At 70.0% G+C, this 16,789-nt stretch carries 17 protein-coding genes; 9 read left to right on the top strand and 8 right to left on the bottom strand.

What is annotated here, in order from left to right; translation table 11 throughout:
- Positions 1–47: 47 nt before the first annotated feature.
- The 3 genes from metX to GRI72_RS11375 all read left to right on the top strand — a co-directional run bounded on the left by metX (position 48) and on the right by GRI72_RS11375 (position 2,673).
- Entirely contained in the window at positions 48–1,160 is a 1,113-nt protein-coding gene (gene metX / locus GRI72_RS11385; RefSeq protein WP_160734052.1) for a homoserine O-acetyltransferase MetX, read from the top strand.
- Positions 1,153–1,773, top strand: coding sequence for a methionine biosynthesis protein MetW (metW, locus tag GRI72_RS11380; protein ID WP_160734051.1), 621 nt, complete (start codon positions 1,153–1,155; stop codon positions 1,771–1,773). The genes metX and metW overlap by 8 nt, the downstream gene beginning before the upstream one ends.
- A 333-nt stretch (positions 1,774–2,106) precedes the next feature.
- Positions 2,107–2,673 (top strand): DUF1993 domain-containing protein, encoded by a 567-nt coding sequence (locus GRI72_RS11375; protein ID WP_160734050.1) that lies wholly within the window; start codon positions 2,107–2,109, stop codon positions 2,671–2,673.
- 31 nt (positions 2,674–2,704) lie between these two features.
- On the opposite strand, the gene fghA is transcribed toward GRI72_RS11375, so the two are convergent.
- The 5 genes from fghA to GRI72_RS11350 all read right to left on the bottom strand — a co-directional run bounded on the left by fghA (position 2,705) and on the right by GRI72_RS11350 (position 7,203).
- On the bottom strand, positions 2,705–3,559 hold the full coding sequence (fghA, locus tag GRI72_RS11370) for an S-formylglutathione hydrolase (RefSeq protein WP_160734049.1): 855 nt from the start codon (positions 3,557–3,559) through the stop codon (positions 2,705–2,707).
- A 68-nt stretch (positions 3,560–3,627) separates the two neighbouring features.
- Positions 3,628–4,176 carry a prolyl-tRNA synthetase associated domain-containing protein gene (locus GRI72_RS11365; RefSeq protein ID WP_337191181.1) on the bottom strand — a complete coding sequence of 183 codons (549 nt, stop codon included), beginning with the start codon at positions 4,174–4,176 and terminating at the stop codon, positions 3,628–3,630.
- Positions 4,149–4,550, bottom strand: a complete 402-nt coding sequence (locus GRI72_RS11360) for a VOC family protein (RefSeq protein WP_160734048.1) — start codon at positions 4,548–4,550, stop codon at positions 4,149–4,151. The genes GRI72_RS11365 and GRI72_RS11360 overlap by 28 nt, the downstream gene beginning before the upstream one ends.
- A gap of 61 nt (positions 4,551–4,611) precedes the next feature.
- Complete coding sequence (locus GRI72_RS11355; RefSeq protein ID WP_160734047.1) at positions 4,612–5,724, bottom strand: S-(hydroxymethyl)glutathione dehydrogenase/class III alcohol dehydrogenase; 1,113 nt, start codon at positions 5,722–5,724, stop codon at positions 4,612–4,614.
- 48 nt (positions 5,725–5,772) lie between these two features.
- Positions 5,773–7,203 carry an NAD-dependent succinate-semialdehyde dehydrogenase gene (locus tag GRI72_RS11350; protein ID WP_160734046.1) on the bottom strand — a complete coding sequence of 477 codons (1,431 nt, stop codon included), beginning with the start codon at positions 7,201–7,203 and terminating at the stop codon, positions 5,773–5,775.
- Between the two features lie 137 nt (positions 7,204–7,340).
- Between GRI72_RS11350 and GRI72_RS11345 the strand changes: the two genes are divergently transcribed.
- The 5 genes from GRI72_RS11345 (at position 7,341) to GRI72_RS11325 (ending at position 11,879) form a co-directional block, all read left to right on the top strand.
- Positions 7,341–7,754 carry a hypothetical protein gene (locus GRI72_RS11345; protein WP_237487111.1) on the top strand — a complete coding sequence of 138 codons (414 nt, stop codon included), beginning with the start codon at positions 7,341–7,343 and terminating at the stop codon, positions 7,752–7,754.
- A gap of 78 nt (positions 7,755–7,832) precedes the next feature.
- Positions 7,833–8,318: a hypothetical protein gene (locus GRI72_RS11340; protein WP_160734045.1), complete on the top strand. Its 486-nt coding sequence runs from the start codon at positions 7,833–7,835 to the stop codon at positions 8,316–8,318.
- A 137-nt stretch (positions 8,319–8,455) separates the two neighbouring features.
- On the top strand, positions 8,456–9,127 hold the full coding sequence (locus tag GRI72_RS11335; RefSeq protein WP_160734208.1) for a glutathione S-transferase family protein: 672 nt from the start codon (positions 8,456–8,458) through the stop codon (positions 9,125–9,127).
- 37 nt (positions 9,128–9,164) lie between these two features.
- Positions 9,165–9,563, top strand: coding sequence for a peptide-methionine (R)-S-oxide reductase MsrB (gene msrB, locus GRI72_RS11330; RefSeq protein WP_160734044.1), 399 nt, complete (start codon positions 9,165–9,167; stop codon positions 9,561–9,563).
- A gap of 120 nt (positions 9,564–9,683) precedes the next feature.
- Complete coding sequence (locus tag GRI72_RS11325; protein ID WP_160734043.1) at positions 9,684–11,879, top strand: transglycosylase domain-containing protein; 2,196 nt, start codon at positions 9,684–9,686, stop codon at positions 11,877–11,879.
- Between the two features lie 158 nt (positions 11,880–12,037).
- On the opposite strand, the gene GRI72_RS11320 is transcribed toward GRI72_RS11325, so the two are convergent.
- From GRI72_RS11320 to hflK, 3 genes are all read right to left on the bottom strand, one after another.
- Positions 12,038–13,573, bottom strand: a complete 1,536-nt coding sequence (locus GRI72_RS11320) for a Do family serine endopeptidase (protein WP_160734042.1) — start codon at positions 13,571–13,573, stop codon at positions 12,038–12,040.
- Positions 13,574–13,703: 130 nt separating this feature from the next.
- Positions 13,704–14,549 carry a protease modulator HflC gene (hflC, locus tag GRI72_RS11315; protein ID WP_160734041.1) on the bottom strand — a complete coding sequence of 282 codons (846 nt, stop codon included), beginning with the start codon at positions 14,547–14,549 and terminating at the stop codon, positions 13,704–13,706.
- Between the two features lies 1 nt (position 14,550).
- The gene (hflK, locus tag GRI72_RS11310) at positions 14,551–15,675 is read right to left on the bottom strand and encodes a protease modulator HflK (RefSeq protein WP_160734040.1); all 1,125 of its coding nucleotides are present in this window, start codon (positions 15,673–15,675) and stop codon (positions 14,551–14,553) included.
- A gap of 146 nt (positions 15,676–15,821) precedes the next feature.
- Here hflK and GRI72_RS11305 point away from each other — a divergent pair, with 146 nt between their 5' ends.
- Complete coding sequence (locus tag GRI72_RS11305; protein WP_160734039.1) at positions 15,822–16,787, top strand: Mrp/NBP35 family ATP-binding protein; 966 nt, start codon at positions 15,822–15,824, stop codon at positions 16,785–16,787.
- The last annotated feature ends 2 nt before the right edge of the window (positions 16,788–16,789 follow it).

Raw genomic sequence — 16,789 nt, 5'->3', positions numbered from 1 at the left:
CGGATGTGTTGACAGGCGCGCGGCAGCCGCCCAATCCCCGCGCCGCAATGACCGCCGCCGCCCCCTCGCACAGCTACGCGCTGCCCGGCCCGCTGCCGCTCGACGGCGGGCAGGCGCTGGAAGGCGCGGCGATCGCTTACCAGACATATGGCGAGCTGGCGGCGGACAAGGGCAACGCGATCCTCGTCTGCCACGCGCTGACCGGCGACCAGTACCTCGCCAGCGCGCACCCGATGACCGGCAAGCCGGGATGGTGGGAACGCATGGTCGGCCCGGGCAAGCCGATCGATACCGACCGCTATCACGTCATCTGCGCCAACGTGATCGGCAGCTGCATGGGATCGACCGGGCCGGCCAGCCCCGCGCCCGATGGCAAGCCCTGGGGCATGCGCTTCCCCGTCATCACCGTGCGCGACATGGTCCGCGGCCTCGTCGCCCTGCTCGACGGGCTGGGGATAGAGCGGCTCCACGCGGTCGTCGGCGGGTCGATGGGCGGGATGCAGGCGCTGAGCCTGGCGGCCAATTTCCCCGAGCGGGCGGCGCGCGTGCTCGCCATTGCCACGACCGCGCGCCATTCGGCGCAGAACATCGCCTTCCACGAAGTCGGGCGGCAGGCGATCATGGCCGACCCCAACTGGCGCGAAGGCGATTACTACGGCCACGACAGCGCCCCCGATGCCGGGCTGGCCGTGGCGCGCATGGCCGCGCACATCACCTATCTTTCCGAAGCGGGCCTGACCGAGAAGTTCGGCCGCCGGTTGCAGGACCGTTCGGCCAAGAGCTTCGGCTTCGACGCCGATTTCCAGGTCGAAAGCTACCTGCGTTACCAGGGCAGCGGGTTTACCCGGCGTTTCGACGCCAATTCCTACCTCTATATCACCCGCGCGATGGATTACCTCGACATTGCGGAAGAACATGGCGGCAAGCTGGCCGATGCCTTCACCGGCCACGCGATGGGCAGGGGGGCGCGGTTCTGCCTGGTCAGTTTCGACACCGACTGGCTCTATCCCACCGCGGAAAGCCGCCACGTCGTCCACGCGCTCAATGCCGCGGGCGCGCCGGTCAGCTTCGTCGAGCTGTCTTCCCCCTTCGGGCACGACAGCTTCCTGCTCGACGTTCCCGCGCTCGACCGGGTGGTGAAGGGCTTCCTCGATGGCTGAGCTGGCGAGCCTGCGGCCCGATCTCGCGGTCATCGCGCGTCAGGTGCCCCCGGGCGTGCGCGTGCTCGACGTCGGCTGCGGCGACGGCGCGCTGATGGCGGCGCTGCAGCAGAGCCGCAACGTCGATGCGCGCGGGATAGAGATCGATCCCGACCTGGTCGAACGCTGCGTCGCGCGGGGCCTGAGCGTGGTGCAGGGCGATGCCGACCGCGATCTCGCCTTCTATCCCGATGGCGCGTTCGACGTCGCGATCCTCAGCCAGACCTTGCAGACCGCCGCGCGGCCCGACCGGATGCTGGCCGAGCTGCTGCGCGTGGGCCGCCGGGCCTTCGTCTCGTTCCCCAATTTCGCCTACTGGCGGATGCGCTGGGCGCTGATGCGGCGCGGGCGGATGCCGGTGACGCGGCACCTGCCGGTGACCTGGTACGAAACGGCCAATATCCACCACATGACGGTCAAGGATTTCGAGGAGCTGACCGCGCAGCTCGGCATCGCAATCGAAAACCGCTGGTTCTTCACCGCCGACCGCGAAGTGGGCGCGGCAGGCGCGAACTGGCGCGCCGAATATGCCCTGTTCGAAGTCCGCACGGCCCGGGCGCGGCCCGTCCCCTGATTGAAAGGCCGGACAAAGGTGACACCGCGTCACTTTCGCCCGCCCCCGATTTGATCGGCAAAAACAGGCACTTGCGCCGCCACATCGCAGGGTGACGGACAGATGCCCGCGCGCGCCGGCCTGCGGGGCGCAAGCAATCGACTGCCCGCGCAGCGCGCGAGAACGGGATGGACGACCCACGATGCGAAAGAGCGTTCAGCCGCTGCTAGCAGGTCCCGGGGCCTGTAGGAAAACGGTCGTTCGGCGCGGCGCCGCATGGCAGGTAGGTGGCGGGATCGGGCCGTGCTATGCGCGCGTCCGGGCCTGCGGGCGCAACATCATGGAAGGTCGATCATGACGCCGGCAGGTTTTCTCGTTCCCACATATGTGCAGATGCTGACCGCGCTGGCCAGCTGGCTCGACAAGGCACAGGCGCAGGCGCAGGCGCCTGAACAAGCCGACGCGCTGCTTTCGGCGCGGCTGGCGCCGGACATGTTCCCGCTCTCGACTCAGGTCCGCTTCGCTTGCGTCCAGGCGCAGGAGGGCCTGTTCCGCCTGCGGGACGAGGCCTTTCCGCCTGCGCTGACCGAATTGCTCGACGAGGGGCGCAATGCCGGGGAGGCCCCGGGGACGATGGCGCAGGCGCGCACGCGGATCGAGGAAACGCTCTCGCTCGTCCGCTCGCTTTCCGGCGATCTGGACGGCGGCCCCGATCGCGCCGTCGCGCACGAATTGCCCACGGGCATGATCTTCGACCTGACGCTCGACCAGTATGTCCGCGACTGGGCGATCGGCCAGTTCTATTTCCACGTCATGACCGCCTATGCCATCCTGCGCCATCGCGGGATCGAACTGGGCAAGGCCGATTACGTCGCGCACATGTTCGCGTACTTGCGGCCGGGAACGGCGCCGCAGGGCTGAAACGGCGGGGTCGAAGCAGGCGCGCTGCCCCTCATCCCAGCCAGCGGGCGTGCCATTCGACGTGTTCGGCCATGAAGGTCGAGATGAAATAGTACGAGTGGTCGTAACCCGCCTGGAGGCGGATCGTGGCGTCGATGCCGGCGGCCTGGCAGGCTTCCGCCAGGCGGTGGGTGCGCAGCTGTTCGACCAGGAAATCGTCGGCCGTGCCCTGGTCCACCAGCAGGTGCGGATGGCGCCCGCCCGCCTTGGCGAAGCGGTCCTCTATCAGCGCGACGGCGTCGTATTCGCGCCATGCGGCGCGGTCGCCGCCGAGGTAGCGGCCGAGCGCCTTCTCGCCCCACGGCACTTCGCCGGGCGCGACGATCGGGGCGAAGGCGCTGATCGCGCGGAAGCGATCCGGGTTGCGCAGGCCGATGGTCAGCGCGCCGTGCCCGCCCATCGAGTGGCCGGTGATCGACTGGCGCGCCATGTCGGCGGGGAAATGGGCCGCGACGAGTTCGGGCAGTTCGCGCTCGATATAGCTGCGCATCCGGTAGTTCTTCGCCCACGGGTCCTGCGTGGCATCGAGGTAGAACCCCGCGCCCTGGCCGAAATCGTACTCGTCCGCCGCGTCGGGCACGTCCTCGCCGCGCGGACTGGTGTCGGGGGCGACGAAGATCACCCCGTGCCGCGCGCAGGCCGCGCGATATTCGCCCTTCTCGGTCACGTTGGCATGGGTGCAGGTGAGGCCGGAGAGATACCATAGCACCGGCAGGCGCGCGCCCGGCGCATGGTCGGGCACGAAGACCGAGAACGTCATCGGCGTGCCGGTAGCGGCCGAGGCATGGCGATAGACGCCCTGGGTGCCGCCATGGGCGCGATTGGTGCTGGTGGTCTCGATGGTCATGCGCGCCGCTCTATCGCCTTGGCGCCGACTTGTCGAAGGATCGCCGCGCAGTGCGCGGCCGCGGGCGGTCAGGCGGCGACCGGGACCGCGATCACGACCGGTGCGTGCCCCCAGTGGCGCAGGAGGCGCAGCACCCCGGCCCCGGCAAGGCCGATGGTGGCGGTGTTGCGCAGGGGGTGGACGTTGACCCGTTCCGCCCGCGCCAGCCCGGCATCGATCACCGGCGTCACCGTGCCGGGCGCGGCATCGATCATCGCCAGCGGGGTGACCGATCCGGGCGACACGCCGATCAGCCGCTCCATCTCCGCCGCCCGGGCGAAGCTGAGCCGGCGGCATCCGAGCGCGGCGGGCAGGGCCTTGAGGTCCACCCGCGCCGCCGCGGGCACGGTGACCAGCCAGAACGCGCCGCCCGCATCCTTCAGGAACAGGTTCTTGCTGTGCGCGCCGGGAATGCCGGCGTCGAGCGCGCGGCTTTCGGCGACGGTGAAGGTCGCCGGGTGCTCGTGCGCCGCGAACGGGATCGCCAGCGCCCGCAGGTCCGCCAGCAATCCCGCCTCGCCGCGCCGCCCGCCGGCGGCGGCGGTGTCGGTCAGGCCTGCGGCCTGTGGATCGCGCACAGCTTGTTGCCCGCCGGGTCGAGCACGTAGCTGAGATGGACGGTGCCCATCACCCCGCCATCGCGCGGGCCGGGCGGGTCCTCGACCGAGGTGCCGCCGGCGGCGACCCCGGCATCGTGGAACGCCTTCACCTGTTCGGGCGAATCGCACTTGAAGCCGATCGTTCCGCCGTTGGCGCCGGTCGCCGGCTGGTCGTTGATCGGCTCGGTCAGGCACAGCGTGCCGCCGTCGTGGACGTAGAACAGGCGGGTATGCCCGCTCGCCGAGACATTGCGGATCGGCTCCCCTTCGAAGCCGAGCGTGCCGAGCACCGCGTCGTAGAACGCGCGCGATTGCTCGATGTCGTTGGCACCGATCATGACGTGATTGAACATGGCGGATCTCTCCCGAAAAGTAGGTTTCGATTAGCTACCTATATCGGCTTGCCGCGCGAGGTCAATAGACGACGACGCTGCGGATGCTCTCGCCCGAATGCATGAGGTCGAAGCCCTTGTTGATCTCCTCCAGCGACAGGACATGGGTGATCATCGGGTCGATCTCGATCTTGCCGTCCATGTACCAGTCGACGATCTTGGGCACGTCGGTGCGCCCCCTGGCCCCGCCGAAGGCCGTGCCGCGCCAGTTGCGCCCGGTCACGAGCTGGAACGGGCGCGTCGCGATTTCCTTGCCCGCTTCGGCCACGCCGATCACGATCGAGGTGCCCCAGCCGCGATGGCAGGCCTCGAGCGCGGTCCGCATGACCTCGGTATTGCCGGTGCAGTCGAACGTGTAATCGGCGCCGCCGTCGGTCATCTCGACCACTTTGGCGACCACGTCCTCGCGGCTCATGCCCTTGGTGTTGAGGAAGTGGGTCATGCCGAACTTGCGGCCCCATTCCTCGCGGTCGGGGTTGATGTCGATGCCCACGATCATCCCCGCGCCGGCCAGCCGCGCGCCCTGGATCACGTTGAGCCCGATCCCGCCGAGCCCGAAGACCACGACATTGTCGCCCACCTGCACCTTGGCGGTGTTGGTCACCGCGCCGACGCCGGTGGTGACGCCGCAGCCGACGTAGCAACTCGTCTGGAAGGGCGCGTCCTCGCGGATCCTGGCGACCGCGATTTCGGGCAGGACGGTGAAGTTCGAGAAGGTCGAGCAGCCCATGTAGTGGTAGATCGGCTTCCCCTTGTAGGAAAAGCGCGTCGTCCCGTCGGGCATCAGCCCCTGGCCCTGCGTCGCCCTGATCGCGGTGCACAGGTTGGTCTTGCCCGAAAGGCACGACTTACACTGGCGGCACTCGGGGGTGTAGAGCGGGATCACGTGGTCGCCGGGCTTCACACTGGTCACGCCCGCGCCCACCTCGCGCACGATCCCCGCGCCCTCGTGGCCCAGGACCGACGGAAAGATGCCTTCGCTGTCGTGCCCGTCGAGCGTGTAGGCATCGGTGTGGCAGATGCCGGTGGCCATGATCTCGACCAGGACTTCGCCCGCCCTGGGCCCTTCGAGGTCGAGCTCGACGATCTCGAGCGGCTGCTTGGGGGCGAAGGCGACGGCGGCGCGGGTTTTCATCGGGGGATCTCCTGGAACGAAAGGGGGGAGCGGTGACAGCGGGGCCGGTCAGCTTTCGTGCACGGTCTTGGGCACCATGCAGGCCATCACGCCTTCACGCCCGTCCTCGCTGCCATAGCCGGACCACTTGACCCCGCCGAACGGAGCATCGACCGCGGAAACGCCGCCGCCGTTGATCGCGAGCATCCCGGCCTCGACTTCGGCCGCGAGCCGCCGGCGGCGGGCCGGGTCGTCGGTCCAGGCATAGGCCGCCAGGCCATAGGGCAGGCGGTTCGCTTCCTCGATCATCGCCTCTTCGCCCGCCATCGGGTTGATCAGCGCGACCGGGCCGAACGGTTCCTCGTTCATGATCTCGGCATCGAGGGGGACTTCGCTCAGCACGGTCGGCTCGTGGAAATAGCCGCGGTTGCCGATCCGCGATCCGCCCGCGAGCAGCTTCGCGCCTTTCTCCTGCGCGTTGCCGAGCAGCTTCTCCATCGAATCGAGGCCGCGCGAATTGGCCAGCGGCCCCATCTGGGTGCCGTCTTCGAACCCGTTGCCGACGGCGACCTGCTTCGCCCGTTCCACGAAACCGTCGCGGAACTTCTCGAACACCGGTTCTTCCACCAGGAAGCGCGTCGGGCTGACGCAGACCTGCCCGGCGTTGCGGTACTTGGTCGGGACCATCGTATCGAGCGCGGCATCGATGTCGCTGTCGGCGAAGACCAGCACCGGGGCGTGGCCGCCCAGCTCCATCGTCGCCACCTTCAGGTCGTCGGCCGCCAGCCGTGCCAGGTGCTTGCCGACCGCGGTCGAGCCGGTGAAGGTGACCTTGCGGATCACCGGCGAGGCGAGGAGGTGGCGGCTGACCGTGTCGGGCACGCCGAACACGCATTGCACCGCGTCGCCCGGGACCCCGGCGTCGATCAGCGCCTGGACCATCGCGATCCCGCCGGCGGGCGTTTCCTCGCTCGGCTTGACGATCACCGAACAGCCCGCCGCCAGCGCGCCGCCGATCTTGCGCATGACGTTGATCGCGGGGAAGTTCCACGCCGCGAAACCGGCCACCGGGCCGACCGGGTGATACTGCACCTCGACCCGCTGGCCCGACGGGCGCACCAGCGTGCGGCCGTAGATGCGCTTGATCTCCTGCGCGTAGAATTCGAGCAGCATCGCGCAGTAGATCGTCTCGCCGATCGCTTCCTTCACCGGCTTGCCCTGTTCGCGCGTCATCGCGGGGCCGATCTCGCGCGCCCGTTCGCGGATCAGGCCGGCGGCCTTGGTCAGGATCGCCGCGCGCTTGTCGGCCGGGGTGTCGCGCCATTCGCGAAAACCCCGGCGCGCGCCGTCCAGCGCGCGGTCGAGATCGTCGGTGCCGGCATGGGGCAGGGTGCCGATCGTCTCGCCGGTCGCCGGGTCGATCACGTCCTCGCTCTCGCGACCATCGCCCGAAAGCTGTTCCCCGCCGATCAGCAGGTGGAGGGAAGGATAGTCGGCCATAAGCGCAGCTCCTGATGTTCGTCGCCGGGGGGCGTCCCCGGGTGCTCGCAACTCGCGCGGGGGATGGCGGCGCGCGGGGGCCGCGTCAACCGGGCCGCGTTGGCAAGCGTTCATCGCGCGCCCTATAGGGTGGGGCCATGACCGGCCCGATCCGCATCTTCGCCCCGCTCGCTGTTGCATGCGCGCTCCTGCTCCCGCTCGCAGCGTTCGCCCCCGCCCCGGTGCGCGCGCAGGACGCCGCCGGGCGGGACGCGAGCGCTGTGCCGCTGGAGGCCGGGGAGCGGACCGCGCTGCGCTGTTCGGCCGCCTTCGCGCTGGTCGCGCAAGGGCAGGCGGCGGGCGAGCCGGCAATGGCGGCCTATCCCCCGATGGCCGCGCGCGGGCGCGAGTTCTTCGTGCGCAGCGCGGCGCAGATCATGGACCGCGCCGGGCTCGACCGCGCGGCGGTCGCGCAGCTCCTGCTGGGCGAGTACGAGGATCTCGCCCGGGGGGACATGCTCGACGCGGTCATGCCGCCCTGCCTGCTCCTGCTCGACGCCTCGGGGCTCTGACGGCACGGCTCGGCGCATCGTTCACCGCCCGGTCAGCCGCCCGGCGGCACGGCGGGGCGAACGAATCGGAGAGCCACGATGCGCATTCTTGCCCTGCCCGCCGCCCTGCTTGTCGCGCTGCCGGCCGCCGCGCAGGCCCAGCTGCCGCCCGAGCATCCGGCCGAGCATCCGCCCGAGCATCCCGTCGCGCCGGCGGACGGCGCGGTCCACGCCGGCGAGCCGCCCCTGTCGCAGCAGCTGCGCGACCCGGCGATGCAGGAAAGCCTCGCCGCGACCGTCGCGGTGCTGGGCGAAGTCCTGCTCGACCTGCCGCTCGCCCCGATCGTCGAGCCGATGGCCGAGGCCGCGGGCCGCGATCCGGCCAGCGTCGATCCCGACCTCACGCTGCGCAAGATGCGTCCCGAAGCGGGCGAGATCCCGGCCCGCGCGGCGCAGGAACTGCCCCGCGCGCTCGACCGTGCGGCGGCAATGGCCGGCACGGTCGAGACGGTGCGCCCGATCCTGGCCGACATGGCTGGCCGGCTGATGGAAGCGCTGGAGGAAGCGCGCCGCGGCGGGCGCTAGGCCGGTTGGCATCGGGCGGGCTGGCGTCGGGCGGGCTGGCGTCGGGCAGGCTGGCGCGCACGGTCCGCGCCCTGCCGCGCGCCAAGCAGGGGCGGGCTGGACGGCTCCGCGCGCATCCGGCATGAGCGGGGATGCATATGTGGCGCCTCTACCAGTTCCCGCTCTGTCCCTTCAGCCGCAAGGTTCGCCTTCTCCTGAGCGAAAAGGGCGTCGGCTACGAGCTGTGGCGCGAGAACCCGTGGGATGCGAGCGACGAGTTCTGGGCGCTCAACCCCGCCGGGCGGACCCCGGTCCTGCACGATCCCGACCGCCGGATCGCCCTGTCCGACAGCCGCGCGATCTGCGAGTATTTCGAAGAGACGGTGGACAAGGCGCCGATGATCAACGGCACCGCCGCCAACCGGGCGGAGATCCGCCGGCTCGTCGCGCTGTTCGACGAGAACTTCTTCGGCGACGTGACGATGCCGCTGCTGCACGAACGGATGAAGAAGCGGCTCGTCCTGCGCCAGCCGCCCGATTCGCGGATCCTGCGCGAGGCGATGAAGCTGGCCCACGGGCACCTCGACTACATCGACTGGCTGATCGACAACCGCACCTGGCTGGCGGGCGCGACGATGAGCCTTGCGGACCTCGCCGCGGCTGCCCAGATATCGGTTGCCGACTACCTCGGCGGGATCGACTGGACCGGGCACGAGCAGACGCGCGGGTGGTACTCGGTGTTCAAGAGCCGCCCCTCGTTCCGCCCGCTCCTGTCAGAACGCATGGAAGTGATCCAGCCGCCGCGCCACTACGCGGAACTGGATGCCTGATCCCGCCGGGCCACGCCAGCGAGAGGAAGCCTGCACGATGCCCGACAAGATCCAGCTATCGGAAGCCGAGTGGCGCCAGCGGCTGACGCCCGAACAGTACCGCGTCCTGCGCGAAGGCGCGACCGAGCGCGCCTTCACCGGCAAGTACGAGAAGAACGGCCAGGCCGGCGAATATCGCTGTGCCGCCTGCGGCCTGCCCCTGTTCGACAGCGCGGCGAAATACGACAGCGGTTCGGGCTGGCCGAGCTTCACCGCGCCCGCCAGCGGCGAGGCGGTGGAGGCGCACCGCGATACCGGCCACGGCATGGTCCGCACCGAGGTCGTCTGCGCCCGCTGCGACGGGCACCTTGGCCACGTCTTCCCCGACGGGCCGGGGCCGGACGGCCTGCGGTATTGCATCAATTCGGCGGCGCTCGACTTCGCGCCGGAGGAATGACCGCGCCTGCCGGAGGATTAATCGCGCCGGGCCGTTCACGCCGCGTTACAACTCCCCTATGCACCGGGCGGAAAGCGAAAGACCGGGCCGCGCGGCCCGTAAAGAGGTGAACGCAGACTGATGGCGAAGCGGGGCAGCCGGCGGAAAGGCGCCAGGTCCACCGGCCGGACCGGACCGACAGGCTGGAAACGCTGGTTGCGGCGCCTCTTCGTCTGGGGCGGCGCGCTGGCGCTGCTCGGCGCCCTGTTCCTGGGGCTGGCCGTGGCTTTCGCCGCGCGGTCGCTGCCGACTTATTCCGAACTGAGGGCATCGCAGACCGCGCAGACGATCGTCGTGCGCGCGCGCGACGGGACCGAGATCGTCGAACTGGGGCCGAGTTACGGCAAGTGGCTCGACAGCGACGAGATCCCCCAGGTGATGAAGGACGCGATGATCTCGGTCGAGGATCGCCGCTATTACTCGCACCCGGGGATCGACCCTTACGGCCTGGCGCGCGCGTTCTGGGTCGCGATGACCGGCGACGGGCGCATTTCCGCGACCTCGACGATCACCCAGCAGCTGGCGCGCAACATCTTCCTCAATTCCAACCGCACGCTCGACCGCAAGCTGCGCGAGGCGGTCCTCGCGCTCGCGCTCGAATGGAAGTTCTCGAAGGAGCAGATCCTCGAGCTGTACCTGAACAAGGTCTATTTCGGCGGCGGCGCCTATGGCGTGGACAGCGCGAGCCGCAAGTTCTTCAGCCACCCGGCGACCGAGCTTTCGACGGCCGAGGCGGCGATCATCGCCGGGCTGGTCAAGGCGCCGAGCCGCTATTCCCCCACCGCCGACGTCGATGCCGCGGTCGGCCGGGCCAACGTGGTCCTGCGGCTGATGCGCGAACAGGGGCGGATCTCGGCGAGCGAGGCGAGCGTCGATCCTTCCGCCGTCAAGCTGAAGGAGGACCGGGGCCAGAACTCGGTCCGTTACTTCACCGACTGGGCCCTGCCGCAGCTCGACCTGCTGCTGCCCGAGACGTTCGAGCCGATCGAGGTCTGGACCACGATCGACGTCGGGATGCAGCGCGCGGCGACCGCGGCGATAAAGTCGAACACGCCGGGCGGGGCGCAGGGCGCGCTGGTCAGCCTCGACCGCGACGGGGCGATCCTCGCCATGGTCGGCGGCACCGATTACGTCACCACCAATTACAACCGCGCGACCGACGCCGTGCGCCAGCCGGGATCGGCGTGGAAGCTGTTCGTCTATCTCTCCGCGCTCGAAGCCGGCTACACGCCCGAAGACCGGGTGGTCGATGCCCCGGTGACGATCGACGGGTGGAGCCCGCGCAACTCGGGCGGCAATTTCGCCGGCGAGATCGACCTGCGGACCGCCTTCGCCTATTCGAAGAACACGGTCGCCGCGCAGCTCGGCAACGAAGTCGGCTTCGGCACCGTCGCCTCGATGGCGCGGCGGTTCGGGATCACGACCCCGATCTCGACTTACCCGGCGATGGTCCTCGGCAGTTCGGAAGTGCGCGTGATCGACATGACCCGCGCCTTCGCCGCGATCTCGGCCGGGGGCAACTCGGTCGAACCTTACGGGATCGTCAAGGTGACGACCGCCAGCGGGGAAACGCTCTACAGCCACGATCCGCCGCCCTCGACCCCGCTGGTGCCCGATTACGTGACCGCCGGGATCACCGACCTACTGCAGACCACGGTCAACACCGGCACCGGCCGCGCGGCGCAGATCGGCCGCCCGGTGGCGGGCAAGACCGGCACGACCAATTCGAACAAGGACGGGTGGTTCCTGGGCTTTTCCAGCGGCATCACCACCGGCGTGTGGATGGGGCGCGACGATGCCCGGGCCGTGCCGGGCCTCCAGGGCGGGCGCGCGCCGGCGCAGGCGTTCGCCGCCTACATGCGCTACGCGGTCAGGGACCGGCCGGTGGAGCAGTTCGATACCGAGCTCCAGCTGCCCGAATGGCAGCTGGAGCCGGACGACGAGTATTACTACGGCGACCCGGACGACTATTACTACATCGACGAGCAGGGCAACCTGATCGAGCCCGGCCGCCGGCAGGAGCCGGGCGAATTCCCCTTCCCGATCGAGGGCGAGACCCCGCCCGCCGACCGATCGCGCCAGGAAGACGCGGGCGAGCCGGAACGCGAGACGCCGCCCGGCGGCGCGGGGCAGGCGGCGAGCGACGACTTCCTCGACCGTGCGACCGGGCGGGCCGAGCCGCAGGGCCGCGCCGCGCCCCAGCCTTCGCGCGCCACCCCGCGCCCGGCGCCGACCCCGCAGCCCCTCCGCCTGCCGCCCGCACCCACCGCCGACTAGGGCCCGGCTGCCGCGCGCGCCAGCCGCGGCCGGAACACGCCGCCCGCCGGCGCCGAGGGGGAAGAGACGGCCGAACGGGAAAGGGCCCCCTTCCCGCCGGGGAAGGAGGCCCTTGCCTGCGCCGGGCGCCATGTGCCGCGGGGCAGCCCGCGGCCGGGTCAGCGCATCCGGACGCCGACGTAGAACGGGCTTGGCGCCCCGACGCGCTGGATCCGCAGGAGCACCGTGTCGCGCCCGTTGCGCTGGGCTTCGGCCACGATCTGCTCCAGCTCTTCCGGGGAGGAGACCTCGTTGTAATTGGCGCTCAGGATGATGTCGCCGCGGGTCACCTTGCGCCCGGCATCGGCCCGGCGATCGACCGCGGCGATCACCACGCCGCGCGTATCCGCCGGCGCGCGGAGCTGGCGCGCGATCTGCGGGGTCAGCTCTATCACCTGGATGCCGAGCCGTTCGGCGACCGCGCCGGTCTGCGGCCCTTCGCTCATGTCCGGCTCTTCTTCCGGGTCGAAGGTCTGCTGTTCGCGGGCCAGCTCTTCCTCGCTCGGGTACTGGCCGACCGTCACCGTGACCGTGCGCCGCTCTCCGTTGCGATAGAGCGTGATCGGCAGGCGCGTGCCCGGCGCGGTGTTGGCGACGATGTAGGACACGCTGCGTTCGGGGGTCACCGGCCGCCCGTCGACCTCGAGGATGATGTCGCCCGCGCGGATGCCTGCACGCTCTGCCGGGTGCCCCGGGGGAACGCGTTGCACGAACTCGCCGACACTCCGGTCGAGGCCGACCGAATCGGCGATATCGTCGTCCACCGGGCTGAGCTGCACGCCCAGGTAGCCGCGTTCGACAGGCCGGCCTTCGCGCAGCTGCTCGACGATCGGGGCGGCAATGTCCGCCGGGATCGCGAAACCGATGCCGACGCTGCCGCCGGTGGGGGAGATGATCGCGTTGTTGATGCCGATCACGTTGCCGCGCATGTCGAACAGCGGGCCGCCCGAGTTGCCGCGGTTGATGCTGGCGTCGGTCTGGATGTAGCGGTCGTAGGCGCCCACGACCTGCCGGCCGCCGGTCGGCGGCGTGCGATAGACGGCGGAGATGATCCCGCTGGTCACCGTGCCGCCCAGGCCGAAGGGATTGCCGATCGCGATCACCCAGTCGCCCACGCGGGCCTGGTCCGAATCGCCGAACTCGACGAACGGGAAGGGCTCGTCGCGGTCGATCTTGAGCACCGCGAGGTCCGACTGCTGGTCGGTGCCGACCAGTTCCGCCGGGTACTCGGTGCCGTCGGGCATGGTGACGGTGATTTCCTCCACCGTCGCGCTGCCGGGCGGGCTGACCACGTGGTTGTTGGTGACGACGAAACCGTCGGCCGAGATGATGAACCCCGAGCCGAGCGACTGCCCTTCGCGATATTGCGGCTGCTGGCCGCCGCGCCGGCCGAACAGCCCCTCGAACGGGGTGCCGGCGAAGGGGTTCATCGTCTGCACCTCCACCCGCTGCTTGGTCGAGATGTTGACCACGGCGGGCTGGAGCTGCGCGGTCAGGTCGGCGAAGCTTTCGGGCGCACCGGCACGCGGAACGGCGCCGGCAATGCGGCTCTCGTCGTTCTGGGCCACTTGCGCACCCGCGGGATAGCCGGTCGCGAGCGAGATCGCCGCGCCGCCGACAAGGAGTGCCGAAGTCAGGCCATAGGCGTATTTCACGGGCTTCACTTCCTTTGCTTCCTCTTCATGTCCAGTGCGTGTCCTTGCCCCTTGCTGAGAGGCGGCTTGCAGTCCCGGCGCGATTGATGGGCCGCGGTGCTGAATGCGGCTTGAATGCGCGGGGGACGGGTTACCTCCCGCCCTGGAACTGGCGCAGGTACTCGTTGTCCGGCGACAGGATCATCGAGCTGTCGCCGCTGCCCTGCTCGAACGTCCGGCGATAGCTCTCCATCGCGCGGTAGAAGTCGTAGAACTCCGGGTCCTTGCCATAGGCGGCGGCATATGTCGCGGCGGCTTCCGCTTCCGCCTCGGCGCGGATGATCTGGGCGTTCTTGTCCCCCTGCGCACGGATCGTCGCAGCCTCTTCCTGCCGGTCGGTCTGCATCCGGGTGAAGGCGGCGTTGAGCGGCGTGCCGTCGGGCAGGTCGGCGCGCTTGATCCTGACGTCGATCACCTGCGCGCCGTAATTGCGCGCCTCGCGGTCGAGCGCGTCGCGGATATTGGCCATCGCGCTGCCGCGCTCCGCCGTCAGCAGGGCGGCGAACGGCCGGCGGCCCAGTTCCTGCCGCAGCACGGAGGTGAGGATCGGCGAGAGCTGCGTGCGCAGGATCTCTTCCGAACCGGCGTTCTCGACCATCAGCACGGGATTGATGATGCGGAACCGCGCATAGGCATCGACCTGCAGCCGCTGCTGGTCGCTGGACAGGACCTGCTGGCGATCCATGTCGAGATCGAGCACGCGCTTGTCGATCATCTGCACCCGTTCGTAGCCGGGGATGCGGAAGACGATCCCGGCCCCGGTTTCGCCATAGGCGGCGTCGGGCTTGAACTGGTTGGCCACGCGGTCGGGCCGACCGCCCTGGATGATCACCGCCTGGTGGGTTTCGGGGACGATGACCATCGAGGCGAGCAGGGCCAGGAAGGCCACGCCCACCGCGATCACGGCGCCCTTGTGATTGTTCCAGATGCGGGTCATGTCACTGGCCCTCCGGGGCGCTTGCCGGCGGCGGCGCGGGAACCGGTGCCTGGGCCCGGCGGCGAACCTCGGGCAGGGGCAGGTAAGGCGTCACGCCATCGGATTCGATGATCGTCTTGTCGGTCTTGGCCAGCACGCTTTCCATGGTCTCGTAATAGAGCCGCCGGCGCGTGACCTCGGGCGCCAGGCGATATTCCGCGTAGATCTTGTCGAACGCCGCGGCGTCGCCCTGCGCCCGCGCCAGCATCCGCTGGGCATAGGCGCGCGCGCTGTTGACCGCGGTTTCGGCATCCTGCTGCGCGGCCGAAACGTCCTTGAACGCTTCGACCACCTCGGTCGGCGGGTCGGTCTTCTCGATCTCGATACCCTGCACCGCCACGCCGGCGCGATAGGCGTCGAGGATCGACTGCATGCGGGTGCGCACGCGTTCCTCGATCTCCGCACGGCCCTCGCCCGACAGGACCGAGTCCAGCTCCTGCTCCGCGACGGAGGCGCGCATCGCCGCCTCGGCCACTTCGCGGATCGTTTCCTCCGGGTCGGCGAGCTGGAACTTGAACTGCTTCAGGTCCTTGATGTTCCAGCGGATCAGGTATGACAGGTCGACCAGGTTCTGGTCGCCGGTGAGGATCAGCTTCTCCTCGTTCGTGCCCGGGATGCTTTCCGAACGGATCTGGCTGACGTTCTCGATCTCGACCACCTGGAGCGGCCAGGGAAGGGTGAAGTTCAGGCCCGGGGAGAGCGTCTGCGAATACTTGCCGCCGAGCCAGGTGACGATGCCCTGTTCGCGCGGGGCGACCTGGTGGACGCTGGTGACGAACAGCCACAGCGCCGCGATCGCCGCGATCGCGAGGGGGAACCAGTTGCGCCCGCCCGGCCCTTCGGGCAGGCGGAAGCGCGGGCCGCCCCCGCCGCGCCGCGGCCCTTCCGGCCCGCGGTGCTTGAAGATGTCCTCTATGCTCGCCGAACGGCGCGGTTCCTCGCCCCCCGGCAGCCAGGGATTGCGCGGGCCGCGCGCGGGGTCGCCGTCGGGCGCATCGCCCCCGTCGCCGCCCGATCCCCCGGTGGGTTTCCCGCCAGTCGGTTTGCCGCCAGTCGGTTTTCCGCCCCAGGGGCTCTTGCCAGCCATGGCCAGCGCAATACGTGTCCTGAATCCGCCCAAGATGTCCATGCCCACCTTTATAGGTGGCAATATCGGGAAAAACAGGGGCAGCGGGCGGGTTTTGCGCGGCCGATGCTTCCGCCGCCGCCAATCATCCTCTAGGGACCCGGACGATGACCGAAGAGGAGCTGAAAGCCCGCCTGCCCGCGCCGATCGCCGCCCGGGTGCAGTCGCTCAAGCTGGCGGGCGGCCGGGTCACCGCGATTCTCGATGCCGCCGGGCTCGACCCCGCCGCGCGCGAAAGCCTCGAAGGGGCGACGCGCGACACGCTGGGCCAGGCCGAGGGGGTGGACGAAGTCCGCGTGGCGACGATCGCGAGCCGGCCCGAACGGCGGATCGTCGCGATCGGATCGGGCAAGGGCGGGGTCGGCAAGTCCACGCTGACCGCCAACCTCGCGGTCGCGCTGGCGCGCGAAGGGCACAAGGTCGGGGTGGTCGATGCGGATATCTACGGCCCGTCGCAGCCCAGGTTGCTCGACAACGAGGGCGAACGGCCGGTGGCCGAAAACGACAAGCTGGTCCCGGTCGAAAGCCGCTGGGGCGTGCCGGTGCTGTCGATCGGCCACCTGGTCGAACCGGGCCGCGCGATCGCCTGGCGCGGGCCGATGGCCGGGCGCGCGCTGGGCCAGCTGATCGATGCCAACTGGGGCGATACCGAGCTGCTCCTGGTCGATCTTCCCCCCGGCACCGGCGACGTCCAGATCACGATGCTCCAGCGTTTCCGCCCGGCGGGCGCGGTGATCGTCTCGACCCCGCAGGACCTGGCCCTGATCGACGCGACCCGCGCGATGCAGATGTTCGAAGCCGGGCAGATCCCGGTGCTCGGCCTGGTCGAGAACATGGCCGGATACCTGTGCCCGCACTGCGGCGAGGCGAGCGATCCCTTCGGCAGCGGCGGGGCCGAGGCTCAGGCGCTGTCGCGCGAAATCCCCTTCCTCGGCCGGATTCCGCTGGCCCCCGCGATCCGCGAGGCGAGCGACGCCGGCACCCCGCCCGCGGCGGGCGAGGGCGGCCAGGGCGAAGCCTTCCGCGAGATCGCCCGGCGCCTGGCGGCGCGGCTGGAAGAGGGGGCGGCCTGAGC

It is taken from the genome of Pelagerythrobacter marinus (genome assembly GCF_009827515.1).
In the GTDB taxonomy this organism is placed as follows: domain Bacteria; phylum Pseudomonadota; class Alphaproteobacteria; order Sphingomonadales; family Sphingomonadaceae; genus Pelagerythrobacter; species Pelagerythrobacter marinus.
Note: the sequence above shows the minus strand (reverse complement) of the source record. Positions and strands in the feature narration are given on the sequence as shown.

What these genes read in the sequence shown, in the direction of transcription:
- GRI72_RS11340 (WP_160734045.1), top strand. Translation starts at nt 7,833, where the DNA reads ATGCGCATTCTTGCCCTGCCCGCCGCCCTGCTTGTCGCGCTGCCGGCC.
- GRI72_RS11355 (WP_160734047.1), bottom strand. Translation starts at nt 5,724, where the DNA reads ATGAAAACCCGCGCCGCCGTCGCCTTCGCCCCCAAGCAGCCGCTCGAG.
- GRI72_RS11360 (WP_160734048.1), bottom strand. Translation starts at nt 4,550, where the DNA reads ATGTTCAATCACGTCATGATCGGTGCCAACGACATCGAGCAATCGCGC.
- fghA (WP_160734049.1), bottom strand. Translation starts at nt 3,559, where the DNA reads ATGACCATCGAGACCACCAGCACCAATCGCGCCCATGGCGGCACCCAG.
- GRI72_RS11335 (WP_160734208.1), top strand. Translation starts at nt 8,456, where the DNA reads ATGTGGCGCCTCTACCAGTTCCCGCTCTGTCCCTTCAGCCGCAAGGTT.
- GRI72_RS11345 (WP_237487111.1), top strand. Translation starts at nt 7,341, where the DNA reads ATGACCGGCCCGATCCGCATCTTCGCCCCGCTCGCTGTTGCATGCGCG.
- GRI72_RS11375 (WP_160734050.1), top strand. Translation starts at nt 2,107, where the DNA reads ATGACGCCGGCAGGTTTTCTCGTTCCCACATATGTGCAGATGCTGACC.
- metW (WP_160734051.1), top strand. Translation starts at nt 1,153, where the DNA reads ATGGCTGAGCTGGCGAGCCTGCGGCCCGATCTCGCGGTCATCGCGCGT.
- GRI72_RS11350 (WP_160734046.1), bottom strand. Translation starts at nt 7,203, where the DNA reads ATGGCCGACTATCCTTCCCTCCACCTGCTGATCGGCGGGGAACAGCTT.
- msrB (WP_160734044.1), top strand. Translation starts at nt 9,165, where the DNA reads ATGCCCGACAAGATCCAGCTATCGGAAGCCGAGTGGCGCCAGCGGCTG.
- hflC (WP_160734041.1), bottom strand. Translation starts at nt 14,549, where the DNA reads ATGACCCGCATCTGGAACAATCACAAGGGCGCCGTGATCGCGGTGGGC.
- metX (WP_160734052.1), top strand. Translation starts at nt 48, where the DNA reads ATGACCGCCGCCGCCCCCTCGCACAGCTACGCGCTGCCCGGCCCGCTG.
- hflK (WP_160734040.1), bottom strand. Translation starts at nt 15,675, where the DNA reads ATGGCTGGCAAGAGCCCCTGGGGCGGAAAACCGACTGGCGGCAAACCG.
- GRI72_RS11325 (WP_160734043.1), top strand. Translation starts at nt 9,684, where the DNA reads ATGGCGAAGCGGGGCAGCCGGCGGAAAGGCGCCAGGTCCACCGGCCGG.
- GRI72_RS11305 (WP_160734039.1), top strand. Translation starts at nt 15,822, where the DNA reads ATGACCGAAGAGGAGCTGAAAGCCCGCCTGCCCGCGCCGATCGCCGCC.